The organism is Amycolatopsis palatopharyngis, from assembly GCF_003385185.1.
GTDB classification, from domain to species: Bacteria; Actinomycetota; Actinomycetes; order Mycobacteriales; family Pseudonocardiaceae; genus Amycolatopsis; species Amycolatopsis palatopharyngis.
In genome coordinates this window covers 220,112-245,573 of record NZ_PQHZ01000001.1, presented here as the reverse complement: position 1 = coordinate 245,573, position 25,462 = coordinate 220,112, and the positions used below count along the sequence as shown (strand labels likewise).

Annotated in this window: 22 protein-coding genes; 13 read left to right on the top strand and 9 right to left on the bottom strand. The window is 67.2% G+C overall.

The annotated features are described in order from the left end of the window. The first annotated feature begins 15 nt into the window (after nucleotides 1-15). The 3 genes from D0C15_RS01160 to D0C15_RS01150 all read left to right on the top strand — a co-directional run bounded on the left by D0C15_RS01160 (nucleotide 16) and on the right by D0C15_RS01150 (nucleotide 3,459). Nucleotides 16-1,599 (top strand): PucR family transcriptional regulator, encoded by a 1,584-nt coding sequence (locus D0C15_RS01160; RefSeq protein ID WP_116040523.1) that lies wholly within the window; start codon nucleotides 16-18, stop codon nucleotides 1,597-1,599. An 88-nt stretch (nucleotides 1,600-1,687) separates the two neighbouring features. Continuing rightward, nucleotides 1,688-2,308 (top strand): DUF1989 domain-containing protein, encoded by a 621-nt coding sequence (locus D0C15_RS01155; protein WP_116040522.1) that lies wholly within the window; start codon nucleotides 1,688-1,690, stop codon nucleotides 2,306-2,308. Beyond that, the gene (locus D0C15_RS01150; RefSeq protein ID WP_116040521.1) at nucleotides 2,305-3,459 is read left to right on the top strand and encodes an oxidoreductase; all 1,155 of its coding nucleotides are present in this window, start codon (nucleotides 2,305-2,307) and stop codon (nucleotides 3,457-3,459) included. The genes D0C15_RS01155 and D0C15_RS01150 overlap by 4 nt, the downstream gene beginning before the upstream one ends. Here the strand turns inward: D0C15_RS01150 and D0C15_RS01145 are convergent. Both D0C15_RS01145 and D0C15_RS01140 read right to left on the bottom strand, forming a co-directional pair. After that, on the bottom strand, nucleotides 3,430-4,680 hold the full coding sequence (locus D0C15_RS01145; protein WP_116040520.1) for an MFS transporter: 1,251 nt from the start codon (nucleotides 4,678-4,680) through the stop codon (nucleotides 3,430-3,432). The two genes, D0C15_RS01150 and D0C15_RS01145, sit on opposite strands and share 30 nt — an antisense overlap. Further along, a complete protein-coding gene (locus D0C15_RS01140; protein WP_245975504.1) occupies nucleotides 4,677-5,222 on the bottom strand; it encodes a MarR family winged helix-turn-helix transcriptional regulator in 546 nt (181 codons plus the stop codon). The genes D0C15_RS01145 and D0C15_RS01140 overlap by 4 nt, the downstream gene beginning before the upstream one ends. Nucleotides 5,223-5,521: 299 nt before the next feature. Here D0C15_RS01140 and D0C15_RS01135 point away from each other — a divergent pair, with 299 nt between their 5' ends. Both D0C15_RS01135 and D0C15_RS01130 read left to right on the top strand, forming a co-directional pair. Next, the gene (locus D0C15_RS01135; protein WP_116040519.1) at nucleotides 5,522-7,876 is read left to right on the top strand and encodes a xanthine dehydrogenase family protein molybdopterin-binding subunit; all 2,355 of its coding nucleotides are present in this window, start codon (nucleotides 5,522-5,524) and stop codon (nucleotides 7,874-7,876) included. Between the two features lie 9 nt (nucleotides 7,877-7,885). Beyond that, nucleotides 7,886-8,362, top strand: a complete 477-nt coding sequence (locus tag D0C15_RS01130; RefSeq protein ID WP_116040518.1) for a (2Fe-2S)-binding protein — start codon at nucleotides 7,886-7,888, stop codon at nucleotides 8,360-8,362. A gap of 236 nt (nucleotides 8,363-8,598) precedes the next feature. On the opposite strand, the gene D0C15_RS01125 is transcribed toward D0C15_RS01130, so the two are convergent. Beyond that, nucleotides 8,599-8,898 carry a hypothetical protein gene (locus D0C15_RS01125; RefSeq protein WP_425455354.1) on the bottom strand — a complete coding sequence of 100 codons (300 nt, stop codon included), beginning with the start codon at nucleotides 8,896-8,898 and terminating at the stop codon, nucleotides 8,599-8,601. Between the two features lie 260 nt (nucleotides 8,899-9,158). Here D0C15_RS01125 and D0C15_RS01120 point away from each other — a divergent pair, with 260 nt between their 5' ends. After that, on the top strand, nucleotides 9,159-10,013 hold the full coding sequence (locus D0C15_RS01120) for a hypothetical protein (protein ID WP_116040517.1): 855 nt from the start codon (nucleotides 9,159-9,161) through the stop codon (nucleotides 10,011-10,013). A 5-nt stretch (nucleotides 10,014-10,018) separates the two neighbouring features. On the opposite strand, the gene D0C15_RS01115 is transcribed toward D0C15_RS01120, so the two are convergent. From D0C15_RS01115 to D0C15_RS01105, 3 genes are all read right to left on the bottom strand, one after another. Beyond that, nucleotides 10,019-10,693: a DUF6973 domain-containing protein gene (locus tag D0C15_RS01115; protein ID WP_116040516.1), complete on the bottom strand. Its 675-nt coding sequence runs from the start codon at nucleotides 10,691-10,693 to the stop codon at nucleotides 10,019-10,021. A 120-nt stretch (nucleotides 10,694-10,813) separates the two neighbouring features. Continuing rightward, nucleotides 10,814-11,215 (bottom strand): hypothetical protein, encoded by a 402-nt coding sequence (locus D0C15_RS01110; protein WP_116040515.1) that lies wholly within the window; start codon nucleotides 11,213-11,215, stop codon nucleotides 10,814-10,816. Between the two features lie 23 nt (nucleotides 11,216-11,238). Next, the gene (locus D0C15_RS01105) at nucleotides 11,239-12,945 is read right to left on the bottom strand and encodes a ribonuclease J (protein WP_116040514.1); all 1,707 of its coding nucleotides are present in this window, start codon (nucleotides 12,943-12,945) and stop codon (nucleotides 11,239-11,241) included. A 198-nt stretch (nucleotides 12,946-13,143) separates the two neighbouring features. On the opposite strand from D0C15_RS01105, the gene D0C15_RS01100 reads away from it, so the two are divergent. Further along, the gene (locus D0C15_RS01100) at nucleotides 13,144-14,451 is read left to right on the top strand and encodes an ATP-grasp domain-containing protein (protein ID WP_116040513.1); all 1,308 of its coding nucleotides are present in this window, start codon (nucleotides 13,144-13,146) and stop codon (nucleotides 14,449-14,451) included. Then, nucleotides 14,451-16,493 carry a CocE/NonD family hydrolase gene (locus D0C15_RS01095; RefSeq protein ID WP_116040512.1) on the top strand — a complete coding sequence of 681 codons (2,043 nt, stop codon included), beginning with the start codon at nucleotides 14,451-14,453 and terminating at the stop codon, nucleotides 16,491-16,493. Before D0C15_RS01100 ends, D0C15_RS01095 begins: the two co-directional genes overlap by 1 nt. Nucleotides 16,494-16,629: 136 nt before the next feature. Here D0C15_RS01095 and D0C15_RS01085 read toward each other — a convergent pair whose 3' ends face one another. Next, complete coding sequence (locus D0C15_RS01085; protein ID WP_116040511.1) at nucleotides 16,630-17,811, bottom strand: low temperature requirement protein A; 1,182 nt, start codon at nucleotides 17,809-17,811, stop codon at nucleotides 16,630-16,632. Between the two features lie 246 nt (nucleotides 17,812-18,057). After that, nucleotides 18,058-18,750, bottom strand: a complete 693-nt coding sequence (locus D0C15_RS01080) for a TetR/AcrR family transcriptional regulator (protein ID WP_116040510.1) — start codon at nucleotides 18,748-18,750, stop codon at nucleotides 18,058-18,060. Nucleotides 18,751-18,852: 102 nt separating this feature from the next. Here D0C15_RS01080 and D0C15_RS01075 point away from each other — a divergent pair, with 102 nt between their 5' ends. The 5 genes from D0C15_RS01075 to D0C15_RS01055 are packed head-to-tail and all read left to right on the top strand — an operon-like array spanning nucleotide 18,853 to nucleotide 24,553. Further along, nucleotides 18,853-20,043: a lipid-transfer protein gene (locus D0C15_RS01075; RefSeq protein WP_116040509.1), complete on the top strand. Its 1,191-nt coding sequence runs from the start codon at nucleotides 18,853-18,855 to the stop codon at nucleotides 20,041-20,043. A gap of 56 nt (nucleotides 20,044-20,099) precedes the next feature. Then, complete coding sequence (locus D0C15_RS01070; protein WP_116040508.1) at nucleotides 20,100-20,531, top strand: type II toxin-antitoxin system Rv0910 family toxin; 432 nt, start codon at nucleotides 20,100-20,102, stop codon at nucleotides 20,529-20,531. Between the two features lie 37 nt (nucleotides 20,532-20,568). After that, entirely contained in the window at nucleotides 20,569-21,426 is an 858-nt protein-coding gene (locus tag D0C15_RS01065) for a MaoC/PaaZ C-terminal domain-containing protein (RefSeq protein WP_116040507.1), read from the top strand. Between the two features lie 15 nt (nucleotides 21,427-21,441). Beyond that, nucleotides 21,442-22,320, top strand: a complete 879-nt coding sequence (locus D0C15_RS01060; protein WP_116040506.1) for an SDR family oxidoreductase — start codon at nucleotides 21,442-21,444, stop codon at nucleotides 22,318-22,320. 13 nt (nucleotides 22,321-22,333) lie between these two features. Next, on the top strand, nucleotides 22,334-24,553 hold the full coding sequence (locus tag D0C15_RS01055; protein ID WP_116040505.1) for an acyl-CoA dehydrogenase family protein: 2,220 nt from the start codon (nucleotides 22,334-22,336) through the stop codon (nucleotides 24,551-24,553). A 19-nt stretch (nucleotides 24,554-24,572) separates the two neighbouring features. On the opposite strand, the gene D0C15_RS01050 is transcribed toward D0C15_RS01055, so the two are convergent. Then, nucleotides 24,573-25,175 (bottom strand): ClpP family protease, encoded by a 603-nt coding sequence (locus D0C15_RS01050; protein ID WP_116040582.1) that lies wholly within the window; start codon nucleotides 25,173-25,175, stop codon nucleotides 24,573-24,575. Nucleotides 25,176-25,462 lie beyond the last annotated feature (287 nt).

Here is a 25,462-nt window from a genome sequence, read left to right as displayed (position 1 = left end):
GGTTGTATCTACACCGTGCTGACGATCAGGTCTCTGGTGAAAGTCCGCTCGCTCGGACTCCGCGTGCTCGTTTCGGGCGCGGAGGAGGAGTCCGCCGGATCCGATCCGCTGGACATGCCGCTGCGCTGGCTGCACAACACGGAGCTGCTCGATCCCTCCGGATACGTTCAGGACCGGGAACTGGTGCTCACCAACGGCCTCTGGCACGACGGGGCGAACGCGGCCGAATTCGTGTCCAACGTGGCGCGGGCGGACGGTGCGGGCATCGTGTTCGGCCTGCTCGATTCGACCCCGGTGACCCCGCCGGATCTCGTCGAGGCCTGCGCGGCTGCGGGCCTGCCACTTGTCGAGCTCGCGGTAGCCGTCCCGTTCACCGAGGTCACCAGGCAGGCCGCCGCCCAGCTCGCGGAACAGCGACAGCGGGTGCTGGTGGACACGGTGCGCCGTGGCAACGACCTCGCGGCCGCCATTTCCCGCGGCGCGGGAGCGACGGGCGTCCTCAAGGTGCTGCGCAAGGAGCACCGCGTGCCGCTCGTGGTGATCGACCGGATGGCCAGGGTGCTCGCCGCCGATGGTGTGCGGCCGACCGCCGAGGACGCCAGGTGCGTAGCGGAAGGACTCAAGCGGCACCCGCCGCCGCTGGAGTTGGACCTCGGTCCGTCAGGCAGGGCCGGGTTGTTCCTGGTCAACACATTGGGTGGGGCCGACGCGGCGCTGGTCTGCCTGCGCCCGCTCGAGAAGCTTCACGAGGCCGAGCGCGAGGCGCTGACCCAGGCCGCACACTATCTCAGTCTCGAGGTCGCCCGGACCGAGTTGATGCGGGCCATCGAGGCCCGCTTCGCCCACGAACTCCTGGAGATGATCCTCTCCGGCAGTCGCGCGGCAGGCGAGGTCGCGAGCAGGCTGGAGGCCTTCGGAGTACGACCCGACGGGCCGCTGGTCGTCGCCGCGGGCGCACTGCGGGGCGCGGAGGTGGCGAGCGACGGGGCGCTGGGGAACCTGATCGGCGACTCCCTGGCCGCGGAGGGGATTCCGGCCGTCGTGATCGGCGGCAGCCAGGACACCGTTGCGATCTTCCCCTGGCACGAGCACGCGGACGCCGCGACGACGCTCGCGAGGCGGATCGCCGACGCCACCGGCGAGGAGGACATTTCCGGTGAGGTCGTGATCGGAGTCGGCGGGATCGCCGAGAACTCCAGAGACCTGCGGACGTCGCTGCGGCAGGCACGCGACGCCTGCCTGGTGCTCCGCCGGGCGAGCGGGCGCCGCGCGGCGAACTTCAGCGAACTGTCCTCCCACCGGCTCCTGCTCGGCGCGCAGGACGACGACGTGCGCAGGCGGTTCGCCGATGGTGTGCTGGGGCCGCTGCGCAGGCACGACGGCAACCGCGGCTCGCAGCTGGAGGCGACAGTGCGCACGTTCCTGGAGCACGACGGTCATTGGGCGGCGACCGCGGCGGAGTTGTTCATCCACGTCAACACTTTGCGTAACCGCTTGGCCAAGGTCGCCGAGCTGACCGGCAACGACGTCACCACCACAGAGGGCCGGGTCGACGTCTTCCTCGCGATCGAGGCCGATGCGCTGGTGGGACAGCGCTGATCATCGATTGGATGATCATTGCGCGGCTTTCTGAAATGCTGGAGATATCTCCATCGAGAATGCGAGGTCCCGGTGCTGGACTGAAGGCATGCAGCTGAACTCTTTGATCGAGCGGATTGAGATAGCCGCACGGGAGGCGTCCGCCGTTCGTGTCGCGGCAGGACAACACCTACGGGTCACGACGGAGACCGGAGGCCAGGTCGGCGATCTTTTCGCCTTCACCGGCGACGATCTCGCCGAGCATCTGTCCGCCGCGCACACCAGGGCGCATGTGAACCGGTTGTTTCCCGCTGTGGGGGAGCAGTTCGTCACCGACCGGCGCGAGCCGGTCTTGACGTTGCTCGAGGACACCTCTCCCGGCAGGCATGACATGCTGATTCCGGCATGTGACCCCGCACGGTACCGGGGGTTGGGAGTCTCGGGCCCGCACGCTTCGTGTGCGCAGAACCTGCGGCTCGCGGCGGAGACGCACGGCAGGGAGATCGACGTCGTTCCCCAGCCGGTGAACGTCTTCATGGACATTCCCGTGGACCAGGACGGCGGACTCTCCTGGCGGCGCTCGCCCGCCGCGGCGGGCGCGAGCATCACCTTCGAAGCGGTACGGGACTGTGTCGTGGTCGTCTCGGCCTGTCCCCAGGACCTCGTCGACATCAACTGCGGCACCCCCAAACCCCTCCTCCTCGACCTGGAAGGACCTGCCCGGTCATGACCACACCCAGCGCACATCCCGCTCTGCGGCGGGCATCGATACAGGACACCGAGCTGGCCAACCGTCTCGCGGTCGCGCCGATGACTCGTGTGTCGGCGACCAAGGACGGCGTGCCGACCGAGGCGATGGCCGAGTACTACGAATCCTTCGCCCGCGGTGGCTTCGCCCTGGTGATCACCGAGGGCACCTACACCGACGACCGTCACAGCCAGGGCTACGCCAACCAGCCGGGTCTGGTCACCGACGCACACGTCGAGGGGTGGCGGAAGGTGACCGAGGGGGTCCACCGTGCCGGTGGTCGCATCGTGGCCCAGTTGATGCACGCTGGCGCGTTGTCGCAGGGCAACCACCATCTTTCCGAGACGGCGGGCCCCTCGGCGGTCCGGCCGCGGGGGGAGATGATGCCGGACTACGGCGGGTCCGGCCCGTGGCCGGTGCCCAGGGAGCTGACCAGGGCCGAGATCGCGCAGGTCGTCGCCGGGTTCGTCGCCGCCGCTCGCAACGCCCATCGCGCCGGGTTCGACGGGATTGAGGTGCACGCGGCCAACGGGTACCTGCTCGACCAGTTCCTCACCGGCTACACCAACCAGCGAACGGACGACTACGGCGGAGGGGTGCACAACCGGGTGCGGCTCGCCGCCGAGGTTCTTGCCGCGATCTCCGAGGCGGTGCCGCGCGAGTTCTGGCGCGGCATCCGGTTGTCCCAGACCAAGGTCAACGACTTCGAGTACCGGTGGCCGGGTGGCGCGTACGACGCGGAGGTCATCTTCTCGGCGGTGACGGCGGCGGGCGCCGGCTACCTCCATATCGCGAGCGAGGGCCGGAACTGGATCGACACGGCCCGGCTGGACAACGGGGAGACAATCACGGCTCTGGCCCGCAAGATCAGCGGCCTGCCGGTGATCGCCAACGGCGGTATGCACGACGTCGAGCAGGCGGCTCGCGTGCTCGACGAGGGGCACGCCGACCTGCTCTCGCTGGGCAGGGCGGCCCTGGCCGATCCGCGACTGCCGCACAGAATGGCGGCGGGCGAGCCGCCCACGCGGTTTGACCCGGGCATGGTGCAGCCGATGGCCACACTGGCCAACACACGGCGCTGGCGGGAACAGAACGCGAGGGAGTCAACCGGACCGCTCGGCGGGCACGGCTGACGGGGTGAACCTGCGCAGTGGCCTGTTCGCCGCGGCCAGTACGGCCACGCCGACGACGCAGAGCAGTCCGCCGGAGACGACCGCGAAGGAGGCGGAGGTGATCCCGGCGACCAGCCCTCCACGGAAGTTGCCGAGGTCGGGCCCGGAGACTCCGATGATGTGCTCGACCGAACTCACCCTTCCCCGGTGAGTGTCGGGAGTGGCGAGCTGCACGATCGCCCCTCGGGAGATGACCGAGACGGTGTCGGCCGCGCCCGCCACGGCCTGGCAGCCGAGTGCGAGCCACAGCGAGTGGGCGAAACCGAATCCGGTGAGCCCGAGGCCCCACAGTCCCGCCGCCGCGAGCATGACGGCGGCGGGACGCCGGGAACGAGTCACCATGCCCGAGGCGGCGCCGGCGAGGAGGCCACCGACGGCGATCGCGGACAGGAACAGGCCCAGCACCTCGGGACGACCGTCGAACCGCTCGGCGTTGATCGCGGGGAACAGGGCGATCGGCATGGCAAGGACCGTCGCCAGCACGTCCGCCAGTAACGTGCCACCGATGACGGGTCGCCTGCCGATGAACTGCCAGCCTGCCCAGATCGCGCGCAGCCCAGGCCGGTCCGCGGCGGCGAGCGGGCGCATCGAGGGCAGTCGCAGTACCGCGTACAGCGCCGCGCCGAACAGCACCGCGTCGATCAGATAGCACGTGCCGACACCCCAGTTGGCGATGATGACCCCGGCGATCACCGGGCCGACGAGCATCGCGGCCTGGAAGCTGAGGTGCGAAAGGGCGATACCGGCGCCCACCTGACTTTCGTCCAGCAGGCGCACGACGAAGGTCTTCCTGGCGGGAGCGCCAAGCCCGCCGCAGGCCGACTGGAGCGAGACGAGCCCGAGGACGAGCGGCAGTGAGGCAAGGCCGGTGAGTGCCTGGACGGCGAGCAGACTGGCCGCGAGTATCTGTCCGGTCGTGGTGAGCAGCACGAGTTTCCTGCGGTCCACGGCGTCGGCGAGGGTTCCGCCGGCGAGCCCGAAGATCACCATCGGGATCGCCTGCGCGAGGCCGATGGCGCCCACCGCGACGGAGTTTCCGGTCAGTTCCCATACCTGGGACAGCACCGCGACGACGGCGAGCTGGCCTCCGATGGCCGACAGGGTGCTGCCGATCCACAAACGACGGAAGGCGAGGCTGACACGTAGCGGTCTCGTGTCCACCAGGCCGTCGACGAGTCTCATGTGGACGGATTCCCGGTGCCGGTATCGGTCAGCCGCCCCGCGATGCGGTCGTGGAAGGAGCGTCGTTCGAGCGCGGCCTCCAGGTCGCGGACCACCTGGAGCAGGGGGTACGGAATCTCCGCGTCCAGCTCGGCGACTGCCTGTTCGGTCGCTCGCCACTCAGCCTCGAGGAACGGCACGATATCCCTGCCGCTCGCGGTCAGCTCGACCTCGCGAGTTCGTGCGTCGGCACCGGGGCGAGTGCTCACGAATCCCTCGCGCCGCAGCGCGCTGACGGTCTGGCTCAGCGCCGAGTGAGTGAGATTCAGGGATTCGGCCAGTTCGCGGATGGTCATGGGCCCGCGTCGTCCGAGGCGGATCAGCGGCATGGTGAACCGCGGCCGGATGCCGTGCACACCACGTTCGGTGTAGAGCCGGGCGATGTCGTCGTCCAGCGAGTTGAGCAGCGCGCGCAGCGGGCCCCAGTGTGTGTGTTCGGTGGGGTCCGGTCCATGTGTGCCGGGCGGGTTCTCCTGGCCGGAAGCGGGGTGCGGAGTGGTCACGAGAGGAGTGTAACAGCACTTACATAAGTGCTGTCAGATTAGGTCCGAGGGGTAAGCTCGCCGGTTGTTCGCCAGCTCAGAAGCCGACCTTCACCTGAACGTGTTGCTGATGCACGAATTGCACAACCGTCTTGACGCAGGACTGGGCGGTGTGTCCTCGATATCCGAGTCGTGTGGCGTTCATCATGGAGCAACTCTCCGGTGAGGACGCCGTGTTCGGCCGTTTCCCGGTGAGCGTGGAGCACTGACGAATCCGGACGGGGATCGTCGTGTGCGTATCGGTTCTGAGAGGACAGTGGATGGGACAACGTCGTTCATCGCCAAGTGAGGAGCCCGCTTCAACTGGAGGGCAGGGCCGTGAAGTCGGACGCCGGCGGGTACTGGGCTACCTGATCGCCGCGCCGACATTGGTCGCCGCGGCGAGGCTGGTCGGAGACTCACCCGCGGCCGAGGCCGCGATCCCGTCGGCTCCAGAGGTCTCGGAGATCTATGACCTCAACGATCTGCTGACGCACGCCGCGTTGCCCACGTCGAACCTGATCTCGGTACAGGTACACGAGGACGGGACGGCGTCGTTCGAGCTGCCAAGGGCGGAGAGCGGTCAGGGCATCACGACCATGGCCGCGATGCTGATCGCCGAGGAGCTGGATCTGCCCCTGGACAAGATCCGCGTCACCCTCGCCGACGCGCGTCCTGAGCTGCTGTTCAACCAGTTCACCGCCGGTTCGAACACCACCATCTCGATGCACACGCCGATTCGCACCGCGGCCGCGATCGCCCGGGGCCGGCTGCTGGCGGCCGCGTCTTACCAACTCGACGCCGCGGTGAACACATTGACCACGAAGCTCGGTGTGGTGCAGGCGCCGGGAGGTGCCAGCATGAGCTACGGCTCGCTGGCCGGAGCGGCGGCCAGCACGGAGACCAAGGAGGTCTCCGCCGAGCTCAAGCCGGCCTCGGAGTTCCGCATCATCGGCACGCCGCAGAACCGGATCGACGCGCTGGAGGCCGTGACCGGTCGCAAGAAGTACGCGATGGATCTGGACATCCCCGACGCGCTGCCGACGATGATCTGCCGCCCGCCGACGATCAAGGGCACCGTTCGCTCGGTGAACAACGCGGACGAGGTCCGGCGGATGCCCGGCGTCACCGACGTCGTCGCGGTCGCCACCGGGGTCGCGGTGCGCGGCGCGACATTCGGGCAGTGCATCGACGCGGTCAACGCGCTCGACGTGAGCTGGGGGCCCGGCACCGTCGACGACGAGTCGGACGAGACCGTGCTGAAGAAGCTCAAAGCCGCCGAGCTTCCGCTCGCGGTGCCCGAGGTCCCGCTGCTCGCACAGACCGTGGAAGGCGAGTTCACGTTCCACTTCCGCAACAACGCCGCACTGGAGCCGAACACGGCGGTGGTGGACGTCCGCCCGGACAGTGCGGAGGTGTGGGCCCCCTTGCAGTCACCGATCCTGTGCCAGGAGGAGGTGGCCAAGCAGCTCGGTCTCCCGCTGAACGCGGTACGGGTGCATGTACAGCAGGCCGGTGGCGCGTTCGGCAGGCGCATGTTCAACGACGTCGTGCTCGAAGCGGCGGAGGCGTCGCAGAAGATCGGTAAGCCGGTCAAGCTGATGTGGCATCGGACCGACGAGTGCAGGCAGGGGCGCATGCATCCCATGTGCACCTCGCGGATCCGGGCTACCGTGCTCGGCAACGAGGTGCTCACCTTCGAGCAGCGGCACACCAGTGTCGCGACCGACTACACGCAGGGGTTCGGCGAGGTCATCACGCAGATGTCCGCGCAACTGCCGCCACTCGGTATCGGAAACTTCGCCGGATTCGCCGTTCCGGTGTTCCAGTTGACCGTGAACGTTCCGTATCAGGCCGGCGCGGTCACGCAGTTGCTCAACGAGATCTACGAGTACGACACCTTTCCCACCGGCAGTGTCCGGAACCTGGTCAACCCCGATGTGCGTACCGCACAGGAACTGATCATCGACCGGATCGCCGAGAAGATGGGCAAGGATCCGTACGAGTTCCGCAGGGAGTTCGTCGACGACGACCGGGTCCGCGCCGTACTGGACAAGGTCGCCGAGGTGGGCAACTGGGGCAGGAAGATGAAGCGCGGCACGGCACAGGGAATCGCTGTGCACAAGGAGTACAAGGGTGCGGTCGCGACCCTCATCGAGATCGACTGCCGTCCGGAGACGGTCGACCGGAAGATCCGCGACGCCGTCACCGGTCCGCGGGTGACCAAGGCCGTGACCGCGATCGATACCGGACTGGCGATCAACCCGCGTGGGCTGGAAGCACAGATGCAGGGTGGTCTCATGGACGGCATCGCCCAGGCGCTGACGTCCAGCCTGCACCTGCGTGACGGTGTGCTGCTGGAGGGCAGCTGGGACGACTACTTCTACACGCGGCAGTGGAACACCCCGCCCGACGTGCAGATCATCGTCATGCCCCCGACCACGGGGGATCCCGGCGGCGCTGGAGAGTTCGGAGTTCCGGCGTCGATGGCCGCCGTCGCGTGTGCCTACGCCCGCGCGACCGGCACGATGCCGACCAGCTTCCCGATCAACCACGACACCCTGAGCTTCGAGCCGAAGCCCACGGTGCCGCCGCTTCCGCAGTCGCCGACCAACGGCCTCGACTTCGCCTACTAAGGAGCACTCGTGCCCCAGCACACTTTCAAGATCAACGGGGAACAGGTCACTGTCGACGTCGAGGACGACGTTCGGCTGTTGTGGGTGATCCGAGACCTGCTCGGTATCAACGGCCCGAAATACGGCTGCGGGATCAACGTGTGCAAGGCCTGCACATCCCATATCAACGGCAAGGCGTTCAACCCCTGCTCGGTGCGGGTCTCCGACGTCAGCCCCACGGACGAGATCACGACCATCGAAGGACTGCCCGCGACGGTGGACAAGGACCTGCATCCCATGCAGGAGGCCTGGCTGGAGTATGACGTCGCGCAGTGCGGGTACTGCCAGCCAGGGCAGATCATGGCGGCGGTGGCCAAGGTCCGGCAGGCACGCGAGGCCGGCCACGAGGTGGACGACGACGACCTGGACACCATCCGCAACATCTGCCGCTGCGGTACCTACAACCGGATCCGGGACGCGATCAAGGCCGGCGCGGAGAAAATGTAACCCGTACCAGGAAACGAGCCACCCCGGCCCAAGACTTGGGCCGGGGTGGCTCGTTTCCTGGTGAGTTCCCCTCCGCGGGGCGGAGCCCGTGCTCGGCCGTCACGTGTCCGTGGATTTTCCCTGGTCGTTGCTCAGCCACTTCTCCGGGCGCATCCGGACCAGGATCGACCGCGCACCGAGTGCGCTGTCCACGTAGCCGACGGCCTCGTCCTCCGGAAGGTAGCGCCGGGCGATCGTCAGTGCCTGCTCGCGCGTCGGCGGCTCGTCGTTCGCGACGACGGGGCCCTCCGCGGTGACGTACTTGTACGGTGTCGTCTCGGACTGCGCGACCAGAGACTGAACACGCCGGCTTTGCGGATGGCCGCGTCCTTCACGGTGTCTCGTTCCATCCAGATCAGAATGTCGCTGCCCCGTTCGTAGGAGTACCAGACGGGGACGGCCAATGGCCCCCGGCCTTCCCGAGCCACGGCCAGCACACCGACATGGACTCCGGCAAGAAACGACTCGCGTTCCTCGGTGGTCATGACGAACGACATCCTGGGCTCCTCATGGGTTCGTGGCGACGCCGCGCGTGGCCTTCGATGTCCGCAACCGGGAGGGGAAGCGGGCCATTCCCGCTGCGCCATACGTGCCGGTGTTTCCGGTACGGACCAGAGTTATCACTCTCGGTATAGCATCAGGTGAGACTGTCTTGGCTTTTTCAATCAAACGGGTAGTATTCGGTCGCCAGCGGCAGACAGCCGGTAGCCACTTGCGAGAGTGTGCGCTACTGCGCCAGCGAACGAGAGGTCTGAAGGTGTCGACGAACGTGGTGGACGAGCGGCAGGGCACTACCCGCCGGTACACGGTCGCCGAGCTGCTGGCACGTGAGCGTGCCACCGCGGCTGCCGGTGTCCGGCAGGACGCCGGCTCGGCGTCGCAGGCTTCCCTTCCGGTGGCCGAACTGCTCCGACGTGAAGGTATCGAATTCGCCGGGGACTCCGCACCGACGGACCGGTTCGAGGCCGTTGCCCCCGCAGCCCCTGCCGCGCTCCGTAAGCAGCCGGTCGCGCAGCGGGAACGCAGGAGTGGCCTGGGCAGGACCAGCACCATGAGCCGGGCGGTTGTGCTGTTCGGCCTGACCGTCGCCGGCCTCGTAGCGCTCAAGCCCACCGTCGCGTCCTCGCCGGTCGGGGATGCTCCGCACGACTCCGACCGGACGATGGCCGCGCCCAGGGGGGCGCAGCCGGGGATGTCGACCGAGTTCACGCGTACCGGTGGCGGAGCGACACCGACGACCACGGCGGCGAGCGTGCTGCTGAACGACACCACTGACGTGGCATCGCCGATGCGCCAGTCCGGCGGCAGCGACAACGGTGGTGCGCCCGCCGAGCAGGCGAAGCCCGAGAGTGCCGGTTCGTCCACTCCGGACGGCGGCCGCGCTGACACGTCGAGTCCCGCACCGGCTCCCGCCGCACCGGTCACCACGCAGGCCCCGCGAACCGATTCGACCAGCAAGACATCGGAACCATCAGCGACGAAGGACAGTGGGTCCGGCAGCGGGAGCACCGATGGCACCAGCGACGAGCAGTCCGAAGGCGGCCTGCTCGACCCCGTGACAGGCACCGTCAAGGGCGTGCTGGAGCTCGGTGGCGGACTGCTCGGCGGCTGATCGGCCTACTCCCAGAACCGCTTCGGCCGGGTGTCGCCGAAGTCGGGTTCGATGAACCCGTTGTGGTCCACATGGGACTCGTCGTGCTGTTCCGGGGCGACGGTCGCGTTGTGCTCGACCTGATCGCTGTAGGCGATCCGGCTGTCCTCGGTGATCACGATGGCCTCGCCGTCCGACACGGCTTCGCCGACCAGCCTGCTGAGCTCCTCGGGACTCGCGCCGGGATTCTCCACGGCGATTCTGCGCCCGAGTTCGTTGTTGTGCAGGTCCATCGCCTCGGACTGGCGGTCGTTACCCGGCCGCTGTTCGTGTGACGTCGCGAAGCCCTCGGCCCATTCCTCCCCGAACTCCTGGGTCATCCTGGCGTTCCAGTACGTGTGCCGGAAGGCATCGACGTGGCTGTGCGTGGTGTGGTCGATACCCGAGTAGTTCTGCTCGCTCACGACGTAGGAGTCCTGCTGGATCTGGTACCACTCGTACATCTGTGCCGGGTTGAGCCTCGAGAACAACTCGAGCTCCTCGACGGTCCACTTGCTCGACGGCACATCCTTGCCCAGCCGTTGCAGAATCGGGTTGACGACGTCGACCAGCTCCGGGGGCGGGAAGTCCACCAGCTCGCTCCGGGAGTCACGGATCTGGTACCGCTCCAGGATCTCCTCGAGTGAACGCCCACCGTTCAAGATCGCATCCTCTTCTCGGGCACTTTGCCCGCCCTTTACTCGACGACGCCGAGATTGGCAGAGGGTGCGATCGGGTGTGTAGCGCGAAGGTAGCGGTGTCGTAGCTCCGTGACCCGGGCCTCAGCCCAGCAGCCGGTCCGTGCCGTTGACCTCGGTGACGGTGCTGAGGGCGGTGTACACACCGGTGAGGCTGGTCGGCCAATGGTTGAGGATGGCTTTTCGGGCCTCGGCGAGCGGGACGGTCTCGGCCAGGACGAGGATCGGCGGGCGGCCCCAGTTGGTTGCGATGACATTGCCCAGCTGGATAGGGCCACCGTGGTCCGGCGCGTCCGCGGCGGGGGACAGTTGCGGGAGGAACTCGAGCGTGAGTGCGGTCCCGGTGCCGTAAAGGTCGTCGGCGAGCCCGGCCATGGCGGCGTGATAAGTGGGCAGTGCCTGCCGCGTGTGGAGATCGAGGGGGATCGGGCTGCTCGGATGGGCGGTGTTGTAGTCGGCGATGGTGGTGTAACGGGTGGCAGGCATGGGCGTTTCGCTTCCGGGCGGGGTCAGGCTTCGATGACGACGGGAATGATGATGGGTTGGCGCCGGAAGGTTTTGCGGGCCCATTTTTCGGTTTCGCGGGTGATGAGCTGTTCGAGGCGGGTGGTGTCGGTGATGTTGCGTTCGGCGGCGCCGGCGAGCGCTTTTTCCAGTGCGGGGGTGAGGGTGGTGAAGGTGGTGTCGTTGTGTTCGAAGCCGCGGGCGAGGACGTCGGGGTCTTCGGCGAGCCGCCCGGTGTCGGTGTCGATGAGGGCGACGACGGTGAGGACGCCTTCTTCGCCGAGGGTGCGGCGTTGGGCGAGGGAGGCCTCGGTGACGCCGCCGACGGTGTCGCCGTCGACGTAGATGTTGTGGACCGCGACGGCGCCGGTGTGTGTGGCGTGGCCGTCGTGCAGGTCGATGACGTCACCGTTGGCGGCGACCAGGACGCGTTCGCGGCTGAGGCCGGTGCTGATGGCGAGGTCGGCGTTGGCGCGCAGGTGGCGTGCTTCACCGTGGACGGCGAGGACGTTGGAGGGCTGCACGATGTTGTAGCAGTAGACGAGCTCACCCGCGCTGGCGTGCCCGGAGACGTGCACTTTGGCGTTGCCCTTGTGGATGACGTTCGCGCCCAGGTCGGTGAGACCGTTGATGACGCGGTAGATGGCGTTCTCGTTGCCGGGGATCAGCGAGCTGGCCAGTAGCACGGTGTCGCCCTCACCGACGGTGATGGAGTGGGTGCCGGCGGCCATGCGGGACAGCGCGGCCAGGGGCTCGCCCTGGGAGCCGGTGCAGACCAGGGTGACCTTGTTCGGCGGGAGGCGGTCCATGGTTTTGGCGTCGACGACGAGACCGTCGGGCACGTTGAGGTAGCCGAGGTCGGTGGCCAGGCCCATGTTGCGCACCATGGAGCGGCCGACGAAGGCGACCTTGCGGCCGTGGGCGGCCGCGGCGTCGAGGACCTGCTGGATGCGGTGGACGTGGCTGGCGAAGCTGGAGACGATGACCCGGCGCTGCGTGGTGCGGAACACCGACTCGATGGCCGGGGTGAGTTCGCGCTCGGAGGTGGTGAATCCGGGGACGTCGGCGTTGGTGGAGTCGGTGAGGAACAGGTCGACGCCCTCTTCGCCGAGGCGGGCGAACCCGCGCAGGTCGGTGATGCGGCGGTCGAGGGGGAACTGATCCATCTTGAAGTCCCCGGTGTGCAGCACCAGGCCCGCGGTGGTGCGGATCGCGATCGCGAGACCGTCGGGGATCGAGTGGTTGACCGCGAGGAACTCCAGGCCGAACGGCCCGATGTCGAGGGTTTCGCCTTCCTTCACCTCGTTCAGGACGGGCTGGATACGGTGTTCGGTGAGTTTCGCGGCGATGAAACTCAGTGTCAGCCGGGACCCGATCAGCGGGATGTCGGGGCGTTCGCGCAGCAGATAGGGCACCGCGCCGATGTGGTCCTCGTGGCCGTGGGTGAGCACGATCGCGACGACATCGGACAACCGGTGCCGGATCGCGGACCAGTCCGGCAGGATCACATCCACCCCGGGCTGGTGCTCCTCCGGGAACAACACCCCGCAATCCACGATCAGCAACTTGCCGTCGTGCTCGAACACCGTCATGTTCCGCCCGATCTCCCCCAACCCACCGAACGCCACCACCCGAAGGGCATCAGCGGGTAGAACCGGTAGGGCGGACGAGACGGGCGAGGCGGGCGCCACGGCCCGCGATACGGAATTCACACACTCACGCTACGTGAGAGTCGGCGACGACGGAACGTCGGCCGTCTCAGCGGCGCGAACCGGATGCCCGCGACGTCAGCGACAACACCTTCCGCGGAGTCACGGTGATGGGCGAGCCGGTGATGTGCATGAGTGTGCGGCAGCTGGGTAGTCCGTGTCGGTAGACGACAAGACCACTCCGGCGGCAGGAGAATCCTGATGTCCGAAAATGTCTTCGTGCTCGGCCTTGACCAGGACAACCTGGAGACACTGCGCGATGTCCGGGGCCTCAACACCTACCGGTTCCATCCGCTGCTGAGCGTGGACGACCTGCTCGCCGCGGAGCAGCTCGAGTTCGACGCACTGCTGACGAAGGCAGACGAGCAGTTGCGCTCCTTCGACGACCCGATCAATGCCGTGGTCGGCTACTGGGACTTTCCCGTCTCGTCGATGGTGCCCATCCTCTGTGCCCGGTTCGGGCTGCGTTCCGCGTCCCTGGAGTCGGTACTGAAGTGTGAGCACAAGTACTGGAGCAGGCTGGAACAGCGGGAGGTGATCGAAGAGCATCCCCGGTTCGGCCTGGTCGACCTGGACGACGAGGAACCTCCGGCCGGACTCCGGTACCCACTTTGGGTCAAGCCGGTCAAGTCGTTCTCCTCGGAGCTCGCCTTCGAGGTGCACGACGTCGCGGAGTTCGGCGAGGCGATGGCACAGATCAGGGAGGGCATCGGCCGGGTCGGCGAAGCGTTCGACACGGTACTGGCCTATGTGGACCTGCCGCCAGAGATCGCCGAAGCAGGCGGGCAGGCATGTCTTGCCGAAGAGTCGGTCGGCGGCAGGCAGGTCACGGTGGAGGGCTACAACACCGGCGAGGAAATCCAGGTGTACGGGGTCGTCGACTCGCACACCTACCCCGACTCACCGAGTTTCCTGCGCTACCAGTACCCGTCGAAGCTGCCTCGGTCCGCGCTCGAGCGCATGACCGAGATCTCGACAAAGGTGATCGACCGAATCGGCCTCTCGTCGGTCGCGTTCAACATCGAGTACTTCTGGGATCCGGAGACCGATGAGATCAACCTGCTGGAGGTCAATCCCCGGCACTCGCAGTCGCACGCGAGGCTCTTCGACGATGTCGACGGGCTACCGAATCACCAGTGCATGGTCCGCCTCGCGCTCGGCCTCGATCCCTGCCTGCCCTATCGGCAGGGGCCGTACGAGGTCGCGGCCAAGTGGTGGGCACGCCGCTTCACCGACGGCGTGGTCCGCCGGGCGCCGAGCGCGCGGGAAGTCGCGGACGTCGAACGGACGATCGACGGCACCTCGATTCATCTGCTCGCCCAGGAAGGGGACCGGCTGTCCGAGTTGCCGGAGCAGGACAGCTACAGCTTCGCCTACGCCACCGTGCACACCGCGGCGGCCGATGAGACGGAGCTGGCGGCGAAGTACGACCGGTGCATCGAGGCGCTCGGGTTCGAGTTCGACGACGTCGCTGAACCGGGGCACGGACGGGAACAGGAGAGTTCCTGATGCGTGAGGTGGATTCGCTCCCGCACGCAGTCACCGAAGAGGAGCACGTCTGGGTCCCGCTCTCCGACGGCACTCGGCTCGGCGGGCGCGTCTGGCGGCCGGAGTCCTCCGACGAGGTCCCGGTCCCGGCGGTGCTGGAGTTCATCCCTTACCGCAAACGTGACTTCACCGCGCCACGTGACTCGATTCATCACACGTATCTCGCCGGGCATGGCTACGCGGGAGTGCGAGTGGACCTGCGCGGTACCGGGGAATCGGATGGAGCGCTGACCGACGAGTATCTGTCGCAAGAACTCGACGACGCCGAGGACATCCTGGCCTGGCTGGCCAAGCAGCCCTGGTGCGACGGTAACACCGGGATCATGGGCATCTCCTGGGGAGGTTTCAACGCCCTCCAGGTAGCCGCCCGCAGGCCGAAAGGGCTCGGGGCCATCGTCACCGTCGCCTCCACCGACGATCGCTATGCCGACGACGTGCACTATATGGGCGGCTGCCTGCTCAGCGACAATCTGTCCTGGGCTTCGACCATGTTCGCCTACAACGCCTGTCCGCCGGATCCGGCGATCGTCGGTGACCGGTGGCGGGACATGTGGCTCTACCGGATCGAGAACAGCGGTCTGTGGCTGGAGGAGTGGCTGCGGCACCAGCGCCGCGACGATTACTGGCGGCACGGTTCGGTCTGCGAGGATTTCACCGCGATCGACTGCCCGGTGCTGGCGGTCAGCGGCTGGGCGGACGGGTATTCCAACTCGGTATTCCGGCTGATGGCCAACCTCGACGTGCCACGCAAGGGGCTCATCGGCCCGTGGTCGCACAAGTATCCGCACCTCGGCGAGCCGGGACCGGCGATCGACTTCCTGCGGGAACTCGTCCGGTGGTGGGACCGATGGCTCAAGGGCAAGGACAACGACGTACCGGACGATCCGATGCTGCGGGTCTGGATGCAGGACAGTGTGCGGCCCTCGACGGCGTACGAGGAGCGCCCCGGGCGTTGGGTCGGGGAGCCGTCCTGGCCGTCGCCGCATGTCCGGCCGACCCGATACGGGCTGGCCCGGAACCGGATCCTGGCGGAGCGGGCCGATCTCGAAGCGGCTCCTCCGGCGGGGCCGGAGGAGCTGATGGTCTCGTCTCCGCTGTCGGTGGGTCAGTACGCGGGGAAATGGTGTTCATACAACGCTCCGCCGGATCTGCCCTACGACCAGCGGGATGAGGACGGAGGCTCACTCGTCTTCGACAGTGCCGCGCTGGCCGAGACCTGTGAGATCGTCGGTTCTCCCGCGGTGGAGCTGGAGGTGGCAGCGGATCGGCCGGTGGCGATGGTGGCCGCCCGGCTGTCTGACGTGGCACCCGACGGGAGGGCGACGAGGGTGACCTACGGTCTGCTGAACCTGACCCATCGGGACGGGCACGCCGAGCCACGCCCGCTGGAACCGGGACGGCGGTACCGCGTTCGAGTTGAACTAAACGGGGTGGCGCAGAGCTTCCCGCCGGACCACAGGATCCGGCTCGCTCTGTCCACTTCGTACTGGCCGTTGGCCTGGCCACCGCCAGAACCCGTTCAACTCTCCGTGTTCCCGGAGAACAGCACCCTCGTCCTGCCGGTGAGGCCGGTCGCCGAGTCCGACGAGGTCTCGCCCCGTCCGTTCGACGAACCGAAGGGGCCTGCGCCCCTGCCGACGACCAAGGTCCGGCCCGGGGAGCAACGCTGGCAGGTGTGCCGAAATCTGGTGGATTACTCCTCGGCACTGCACGTGGTGAAGGATCCCGGCACCACCCACTACGACGATATCGATCTGGACGTGGCCCAGCGGGCCGAGGAGACCTACAGCTGGGTGGCCGAGGACTTCACCTCGCCACAGGGGGAGGTCGTCTGGTCGATCCGGTTCGGCAGGGGCGACTGGCAGGTGGAGACCGTGACCCGGACGATCCTCTCGTGCACGCCGACAGAGTTCGTCGTGCACGCGCAGTTGGACGCGTACGAGGGAAGTGAACGGCTCAGTGCGCTGAACTGGCGAACAACGATTCCCCGGGACTGCGTCTGAGCGTTTCGCGGTCGAGACGGATGCCGGTTTTGGCGAGTACCAGGCAAAGACCAGCAGGGTGATACCCGTGGTGACGTTGCATCGGGTGGAGCCGGCGCCGGGCGCCGCGCCTGGATAGCCGGCAGGTTGTGCCGACTCAGACATCGCCCCCGCCGGAGGAAGCTGGCGGATCAGTTCCGGCTCGTGTCCGGGAGCCGGAGACCTGGGTGATCACGGCGAGCGCGGCCATGACGGTGGTGGTGGCGACCCCGACGACCAGTGACGGCACCGAGTGTCCGAGCAACAGACCCGCGACGCCGATGAGCACGAGCGCGGCCATCGCCCCGTAACGGGACTGGGCCACCGATCCGGTGCGAGAGCGGAGAAACAGGATGTTGCCGAGTAGGTACACCAGCGGACCGCCGACACTGGTGAACACGATCGTCGGCTCGTTCTCCGGATGCGTTATTCGTACCTCGATCGACACCGCGACGATGATGGCTCCGCCGACCATGAGGGCATGCGCGTAGGCGAAAGCTGAGCGCAGTGCGGCAGTGTTCCCGTAGCCCCGGCTTGCCTGGGTGTCGTGTCCGGCGAGGGCGAAGTAGTTCCACCACTGCACGAACAGGCCGGCGAACCCGAGTAGCGTCGCGAGCACGGCGCCGGGAGGGACCGGATCCAATTCGGACAGCGTGAAGCCCATGATGAGGATGGATTCGCCCAGGGCGATGATGAAGACGAGCCGATTCCGCTCGGCGAGATGTTCCGGGTCGGTTGGCCAGGTGCTCATCGGTGCCGCTCCGAGCCCGGGGAAACGGTAGTTGAACCGCGGTGCCGCGACGTCGACGACGAGTGCGACCAGCCATACGGCCAGCCGCAGATCGGGTGGGACAAGGGCGCCGGCGATCCAGATGACGCCCGCGGTCGCACTCCATGCCAGTAAGTTGGTGTAGTTTCCGCCCAGGACGTGCCCGCGCATCGCGATGGCCATGAACCCAGCCCGCAGGACCTGCGCGCCCACGTAACAGGCCACGAAAAGCAGCCCGTCCTCGTCGAACGCGTGGGGTAGCGCCAGCGACATTCCCAATGCCGCCAGCATGAGCGCGGCGTTGAGTAACCGGACCAACCCACTGCGCGGGTCGAGCCAGTTCATCGCCCAGGCCGAGTAGTTCCACGCCCACCACACGGCTCCGAACAGGACAGCCACGCGTAGCGCACCCAACCAGCTCAGGTCGGCCAGTAGCGTGTGCGAGATCTGGACGATCGCGAAGACATAGACGAGATCGAAGAAGAGCTCGATAGGCGCTGCCTCCGAGCGGCCAGGACCGGCCGGACGCATCAACCTCGGACGCGAAGTTTCAGGGCCTTGCAATGGCACGGACCACCTCCCGTTGACTAGCTGACATCGCGGGCGCGAGCTCTTCTCGGCGCGACCGATACCTCCGCATCGCAGACATTCTGATCGCTCACCATCGGTTCCACCAGGTGAAGGACGAGCGCGAGTGATCGCCGCCGGATAGGCGGCCACGTGTGGGCTGGCCCGATTCGCGCACGAACCGGTTCGTTCGCCGTGAGGTTCGAAGACTCACCCGTCGAGCAGTTCGGCCACCGTGTGCTGCGGATCGACCTCGACTCCCAAGGCCTTCAGGTTGCCGTCGAGAAGTGACCAGATGGAGGTCGTGAGGAACTCGGCCAACTGGGTGCCGGTCAGGGTGCGCTGCCTGTCCGCGAGCCATCGGTTGACCGTCGCGTCCACGAATCCCACCACGCCGAAAGCGATGGCCGGCGCGAGGTCCGTGTCCTTGCCGAACCGGGCGAGTACGGCGGAGAACAGTTGTCCCGCCTGCACCGCGATGGCCGTCTTCGTTCCCGCGACCACCGGGGACCCGCCCGCGGTCGCGCGGGTGTTCTCCCCGAGGAAGGCATGCAGCCTCGGGTGCCGGTCGATCCAGCCGAGGTAGGTGTCCACCGCTCGGCGGATCGACTCGGTGACCGTGCCGTCCGGCTGCAGTGTCGGCGAGAGCTCGGCCATCAGTGAGTCGATGATCCGCCGCCGGATCTGCTCGTCGAGATCGGCACGGTCCTTGAAATGGCGGTAGACCACCGGCCGGGGGACGCCGACCCGGTCGGCGATCTGTTTGACGCCGACGGCCGGGCCGTTTTCCTCGATCGCCGCGACCGCGGCGTCGAGTACCTCGAGCCGCCGCTGAGCCTTGTGCACGTCCCAGCGGGTCGACCGGCCGTCCACCTCCGGGCTCGTGTTCGCCGCGTTGAGCATGGCGTCACCCTAACTTCCGGCGAAATATGCGATACATCTTGTCACACACATCTAAGTGATACACACTGTCTCAGCAACGTGACGAGCGATCTAGGAGGCCCGGTGGGCGGCAAGGCGTATGTGATCGGCGTCGGGATGACGAAGTTCGAGAAGCCCGGAGGCAGGGACTGGGACTATCCGGACATGGCGCGGGAGGCGGGAACTAACGCGCTGACGGACGCGGGTATCGACTATGCGCGGATCGAGCAGGCCTACGTTGGCTACGTCTACGGCGAGTCCACCTCGGGGCAGCGCGCGGTCTACGAACTCGGGCTCACGGGTATCCCGGTGGTGAACGTCAACAACAACTGTTCGACCGGTTCCACCGCCCTCTTCCTCGCGACGCAGGCCGTGCGCAGCGGGAGCGCGGACTGCGCGCTGGCGCTGGGCTTCGAGAAGATGCAGCCCGGTTCGCTCGGCGCGACCTTCGAGGATCGCGAGCAGCCGATGATGAAGCACCTGCTCGCGCTCGCGGAGTTGCAGGAGTTCGCCATGCCGCCCGCGCCGTACATGTTCGGCGCCGCGGGACGGGAGCACATGCGGCGATACGGCACGACGGTTGAGCAGTTCGCCGGGATCGCGGTGAAGAACCATCGGCATTCGGTGAACAACCCGTACGCCCAGTTCCGCGACGAGTACACCCTCGAGGAGGTGCTCGCGGCGAAGCCGGTCTACGACCCGTTGACGAAGCTGCAGTGTTCGCCCACATCCGACGGCTCGGGGGCCGTGATCGTCGCCAGTGCTGACTTCGTCGACCGGCACGGGCTGGCCGCTCAGGCTGTGGAGATCGCGGGGCAGGCGATGGTGACCGACCTTCCGAGCACTTTCGAGGACCAGAGCGCCATCAGCCTGGTCGGGGCGGACATGACCCGCACCGCTGCGCGGAAGGTCTACGAGCAGGCGGGTATCGAACCATCCGATGTGGACGTCATCGAACTGCATGACTGCTTCTCCACCAATGAGCTGATCACGTACGAGGCACTGGGGCTGTGTCCGGAGGGTGCGGGCGGCAAGCTCGTCGACGCGGGCGACACCACCTACGGCGGACGCTGGGTGGTCAACCCTTCGGGCGGTCTCATCTCGAAGGGTCACCCGCTCGGCGCGACCGGTCTGGCCCAGTGCTCCGAACTCACCTGGCAGCTGCGAGGAACCGCGGAAAAGCGACAGGTCGACGGCGCAACGGTTGCCCTGCAACACAACATCGGCCTCGGTGGCGCCGTCGTGGTGACCGCCTACCGGCCAGCCGAGCGCTGACACCAACCGATACCGCAGTACGTCACATCCGAAACACGAAAGGGAGAAGATCCACCATGACGAAAGTGAACGTCACCGTCGAACTGCCCAGCACGCCTGAGAAGACCTGGGCGACGATGTCCGACCTGAGCCGGTTCGAGGAATGGCTGACCATCCACCAGAAGTGGAGTGGGGAGCTGCCGTCCGAGATCAACGTCGGCACCAAGATCACCGAGGTCGTCTCGGTGATGGGCATGGCCAACAAAATCGAGTGGACGGTCGAGGAGTACGACGCACCGCACTCACTGAAGATCAGCGGCACGGGCATGGCCGGCGTGAAGGTGTCCTTCACCCTGTCGGTGCGGGCCGAGGGCGCGGGCAGCCAGGCCGATATCGACGCCGAGTTCACCGGCCAGATGATCGTCGGTCCCATCGGCGCGGCCGTGGGTAAGAGCACGAAGGCCGAACTGGACAAGTCGGTGGCCAAGCTCGCCGAACTGGTCGCCTGAATGCGCGGGCCGAGCACGTGCGTGAGCGGGGTTTGAGATGACCGCTCCCGCGTTCGACGAGTCCGGTCTCGGGCAGTGGAGCGAGCCGGACACCTTCGAGGTCACCGCCGAGCGGATCGCGCAGTACGCGGGCGCGACCAACGACCCGATCGAGCGGCACCGGGACGGCGAGATCGCCCCTCCGGTGTTCGCGATCGTGCCGGTGTTCAACTCCCTGGTGCCCGCGGCTCTTTCGGTCGCGCCAGTGGAGCTGCTGCCCCGGCTGGTGCACGGCGAGCAGGACTTCCGGTTCCACCGGCCGATCCGCCCTGGCGACGAGCTCACTTCCCGTGCCCGGCCTGTGGGTGTCGTTGGCAGACCGAACGGGACGGCCGTGGTCGTGCACACCGAAACCAAGGATGCCGGGGGAGCGCTGGTTAACGAACAGTGGATGACCGCGTTCTTCCGTAAGGCCGACGCGGGTATCCAGGCCGGGACACAAGCTCCGGGGCATGCCTTCGACGAAACGCTGCGGAGTTCGGAACCGGTCGCGGAGGTGGTCGCACGAGTCGACGAGGACCAGACTTTCCGGTACTCGCCCGCGTCCGGCGACCCGATGCCGATCCACCTCGACGACGAGCTGGCCCGAATGTCCGGCCTGCCGGGGATCATCGCGCACGGCCTCTGCACGATGGCGTTCACGTCATGGGCAGTACTCACGAAGGTGGGCGAGTCCAGGGTGGAGGACCTGCGCAGGCTCGCCGTCCGGTTCGCCAAACCGGTACTCCCCGGCCAGGAACTGACCACCCGCATCTGGTCGGGTGCGGGCGGAACCTATGCCTACGAGACCACTGTGGACGGTGACCTCGTCGTCAAGGACGGTCTCGCCGAACTCGCGGCACCACTCACTCAGTAAGGAGATCCACCCATCATGGGAGCACTCGACGGGCGCGTCGCGATCATCACCGGCGCGGGCCGGGGCATCGGCCGTGAACACGCACTGCTGTACGCGAAGGAAGGCGCGTCGGTGGTCGTGAGCGACCTCGGCGGCGCGAACGACGGGGCAGGATCGGATTCGGGACCCGCGCAGCAGGTCGTCGACGAGATCGTCGCGGCGGGCGGAAAGGCCGTGGCCAACACCAACGACGTCGCGAACTGGGCCGGAGCGGGCCAACTGGTCGAGCAGGCAGTCTCCGAGTTCGGCAGGCTGGACATCCTGGTGAACAACGCCGGGATCCTGCGCGACGCCTTCATCGCCGGGATGAGCGAACAACAATGGGACTCGGTGATCGCGGTCCATCTCAAGGGGCATTTCGCACCACTGCGCCACGCCGCCGAGTACTGGAAGGCGAGGACGAAGGCAGGGGACACGGTACGGGCCTCGGTGATCAACACCGCCTCGGCGTCCGGGACGTTCATGCCGAACGCGGGTCAGGCGAACTACGGTGCGGCCAAGGCGGGTATCGCCGCACTCACCCTGGTGGCTGCCGAAGAACTCGATCGGTATGGCGTCCGGGTCAACGCGATCGCGCCGATCGCCCGTACCCGCCTCACGCTGGCGACGCCGGGGATGGGCGCGATTTTCGCCCAGGAGGTGCCCGAGGGTGAGTTCGACGCGTTCAGCCCGGCCAATATCGCGCCGATCGTCGCGTACCTGGGTACGGAGAAGTGCCCGTTCACCGGAAAGGTCTTCGCCGTGCAGGGTGGCGCGATCTCCGAGCTGGGCGGCTGGCGAGGAGAGCGGACCGTGGAGACCGAAGGGCCGTGGACGGTCGAAGGCATCGACCAGCAACTCACCGACTGGGCCTGAAAAGGAGATCGTCATGGCCAACAACAGTTTCGAACTCGGACTGGGGCTCACCGAGGAGCACACCGCGTTGGCGGACTCGGTGCGCGGGTTCGCCGAGCGGCATATCGACACGAGCGTCCTGAGGGCGGCCGTGGAAGCCAGGACGGAATCGCTACCGCCGTTCTGGGCCGATCTCGGCGGTCAGGGGTTGCTCGGTCTGCACGTTCCCGAGGAGCACGGCGGCGCGGGTGCCGGGCTGCTTGAGCTGGCGGTCGCGCTGGAAGCACTGGGCCGTCGCGCGCAGCCGGGTCCGTTGCTGCCGACCGTGCTCGCCTCGGCGTTGCTGGTCGCCTCCGATGCCAAGGTGCGCGGCGAGTTGCTGCCGGGTCTCGCCGACGGCTCGCTCACCGCGGCGGTTGGCCTCGCCGAGCCGCTGGAGGCCGCGACGACGGCCGAGGGGGTGACCGTCTCCGGTACGACGGTCGGTGTGCTCGGCGGAGCGGTCGCCGACCTGCTGCTCCTGCCTGCTCGTATCGGTGACGGCGTCCAGTGGGTGGTGCTGGACAAGGCCGATCTGACGGTAAGGGAGCGGGACAGCCTGGATGTCGTCCGCCGGTCGGCGTTGGTGACGGCCGATGACCTGGCGGTGCCCGCTGGACGACTCCTCGGCGGTCTCACCGAGGAACGGGTCCGTTCGATCGCTGCGGTGGTGTTCGGCGCCGAAGCCGTCGGTGTCGCATCCTGGTGCACCTCGACGGCCGCTGAGTACGCACAGGTACGCGTGCAGTTCGGCAGGCCGATCGGGCAGTTCCAGGGGGTCAAGCACAAGTGCGCCGCCATGGGCATCGAACTGGAGCGGGCCCGTGCCGCGGTATGGGACGCCGCGCGCGCATTGGACGCCGGTGACGAGAGTGCCGATCTCGCCGCGGCGGTGGCGGCGGTGGTCGCCCCTGACGCGGCCGTGCACTGTGGTGCCGACTGCGTACAGGTACTCGGCGGGATCGGATTCACCTGGGAGCACGACGCGCACCTGTACTACCGGCGTGCGCTCACCCTGCGCGGCCTGCTCGGCCGCGGCGAGCAGTGGAAAGCGAAGGTCGCGCGACACGCACTCTCCGGAGATTCCAGGGACATCCGGATCGATCTGCCCGAGGAAGCGGAAGCCGTCCGGGGTGACATCCGGTCCGCTGTGGCGGAGATCGCCGCGCTCGACCCGGACGAACAGCTTGTCGCGCTCGGTGACGGCGGTTGGGTACAGCCGCACCTTCCCCGCCCGTACGGACGCGGTGCGGGACCGTTGGAACAGGTAGTGATCGGCGAGGAGCTCAACCGAGCCGGAGTGCAGCTGCCCGAACTGTTGATGGGCGGCTGGGCGGTACCACCCATCGTGGCGTTCGGTACGGAGGAACAGAAGCAGCGAGTGGTCGTGCCAACTCTGCGCGGGGAAGTGGTGTGGTGCCAGCTGTTCTCCGAACCCGGCGCCGGTTCTGACCTCGCGTCACTGTCCACAAAGGCCGAAAGGGTCGATGGTGGCTGGCGAGTCAGCGGCCAGAAGATCTGGACCACGGTGGCCCAGTTCGCCGACTGGGCCATGCTGATCGCCCGAACCGACCCGCACGCCCCGAAGCACGAAGGCATCACCTACTTCATCCTGGATATGTCCAGCCCGGGCGTGACGGTGCGGCCGCTGCGTGAGGCAACGGGCTCACAGTTGTTCAACGAGGTGTTCCTCGACGACGTCTTCGTTCCGGACGACTGTGTGGTGGGCGAACCTGGGCAGGGGTGGACCGTGGCGCGGGCCACGCTGTCCAGCGAGCGGGTGGCCCTCGGCCGCGGTAACGCTTCCTATCCGACTCTGGCCGATCTGCTCAGGTTCGCCGAAGGCCGGGAGCTGGACGCTATCGCGACCCAGCGGCTCGGTGAGTTCGTCTGCGAGAACCAGGTGCTCGACCTGCTCGGCGCGCGAACGGTTCTCCGTCAACTGTCCGGTGTGGACGTCAGTACGACCTCGAGCGTCGGCAAGTTCCTGAGTATGCGGTTCGGGCAGCGGATCGCCGAGTTCTGCCTGGCCGAACTCGGTGTCGCTGGTGTGGTCGCGGTACAGGGTGAACCCAGTGACAAGTGGATGGACCAGGTGATCGCCTGCAGGGCGATGACGATCTACGGTGGCACCACCGAGGTTCAGCTCAACGTGATCGGTGAGCGCATGCTCGGACTGCCAAGGGATGTGGACCGCCCGGTCGGCACCGGTTGAGCAGGGACCGGTCCCCGGCTCAGCCGGGGACGCCCCGCTCGTCCCCGACGATGTGGTCGACAAAGCCGTATGTCAGTGCTTCCTCGGCGTCGAACCAGCGATCGCGGTCCGCGTCAGCGATGATCCGTTCCAACGGCTGACCGGTCTGCCGGGCCGTGATCTCGGCGATTCGCCGTTTCATCTTGCCGAACACCTCGGCCTGGATGGCGATGTCACTGGCCGCGCCACCGATACCAGCGGAGGGTTGGTGCATGACTATCCGGGTGTTGGGCAACAGGTAGCGCTTGCCCGGTGTCCCGGAGGACAGCAGGAACTGCCCCATGGAGGCGACGAAACCGAGTCCCCAGGTCGACACGTCCGGCTTGATGAGCCGGAGAGTGTCGTAGATGGCCATTCCGGCGGTGACCGAGCCGCCCGGTGAGTTGATGTAGAACGTGATGTCCTCGGCTGGGTCGTTCGCGGCGAGCAACAGGAGTTGCGCGACGACGCGGTTGGCTACCTCGTCGGTGACCTCCGAACCGAGGAAGACGATTCGGTCGCGCAGCAACTGCTCGTATACCGATTCGTTGATGGACGTCGCGGTGGCCGTTGTCTTCATGTCCGGAACCAGATCCACTGCCATCGTTGCCCGCCTCTGCTCGAAGTTCGTTTGTGACACCGACGGTATGGGGCGAACACCGAGGAATGGGGCCGCGTTCGCCCACAGCGTGGGGGATTCGCTGCTGGCGATCATGAGCGGCGTGGCGGGTGATCCGTGTTGTCGCGGGGCGGCTTGTACGCCAGTTGTACTTCCGTCACGAAGGCTGAGCGCACGTGTGCTTCAGACCTACGGAGGACGGCTATGCGGATGTGGTCATGGATGGCCTGGAATGGCGCTGGAACACCGGTGGCGAATCTCCCGGCCTCGGA

Coding starts and splice junctions, on each gene's coding strand:
- D0C15_RS01150 (WP_116040521.1), top strand. CDS start 2,305: ATGACCACACCCAGCGCACATCCCGCTCTGCGGCGGGCATCGATACAG.
- D0C15_RS01050 (WP_116040582.1), bottom strand. CDS start 25,175: ATGGCAGTGGATCTGGTTCCGGACATGAAGACAACGGCCACCGCGACG.
- D0C15_RS01095 (WP_116040512.1), top strand. CDS start 14,451: ATGCGTGAGGTGGATTCGCTCCCGCACGCAGTCACCGAAGAGGAGCAC.
- D0C15_RS01065 (WP_116040507.1), top strand. CDS start 20,569: ATGACCGCTCCCGCGTTCGACGAGTCCGGTCTCGGGCAGTGGAGCGAG.
- D0C15_RS01125 (WP_425455354.1), bottom strand. CDS start 8,898: ATGTCGTTCGTCATGACCACCGAGGAACGCGAGTCGTTTCTTGCCGGA.
- D0C15_RS01080 (WP_116040510.1), bottom strand. CDS start 18,750: ATGCTCAACGCGGCGAACACGAGCCCGGAGGTGGACGGCCGGTCGACC.
- D0C15_RS01110 (WP_116040515.1), bottom strand. CDS start 11,215: ATGCCTGCCACCCGTTACACCACCATCGCCGACTACAACACCGCCCAT.
- D0C15_RS01055 (WP_116040505.1), top strand. CDS start 22,334: ATGGCCAACAACAGTTTCGAACTCGGACTGGGGCTCACCGAGGAGCAC.
- D0C15_RS01155 (WP_116040522.1), top strand. CDS start 1,688: ATGCAGCTGAACTCTTTGATCGAGCGGATTGAGATAGCCGCACGGGAG.
- D0C15_RS01145 (WP_116040520.1), bottom strand. CDS start 4,680: ATGAGACTCGTCGACGGCCTGGTGGACACGAGACCGCTACGTGTCAGC.
- D0C15_RS01070 (WP_116040508.1), top strand. CDS start 20,100: ATGACGAAAGTGAACGTCACCGTCGAACTGCCCAGCACGCCTGAGAAG.
- D0C15_RS01085 (WP_116040511.1), bottom strand. CDS start 17,811: ATGCGTCCGGCCGGTCCTGGCCGCTCGGAGGCAGCGCCTATCGAGCTC.
- D0C15_RS01135 (WP_116040519.1), top strand. CDS start 5,522: ATGGGACAACGTCGTTCATCGCCAAGTGAGGAGCCCGCTTCAACTGGA.
- D0C15_RS01100 (WP_116040513.1), top strand. CDS start 13,144: ATGTCCGAAAATGTCTTCGTGCTCGGCCTTGACCAGGACAACCTGGAG.
- D0C15_RS01060 (WP_116040506.1), top strand. CDS start 21,442: ATGGGAGCACTCGACGGGCGCGTCGCGATCATCACCGGCGCGGGCCGG.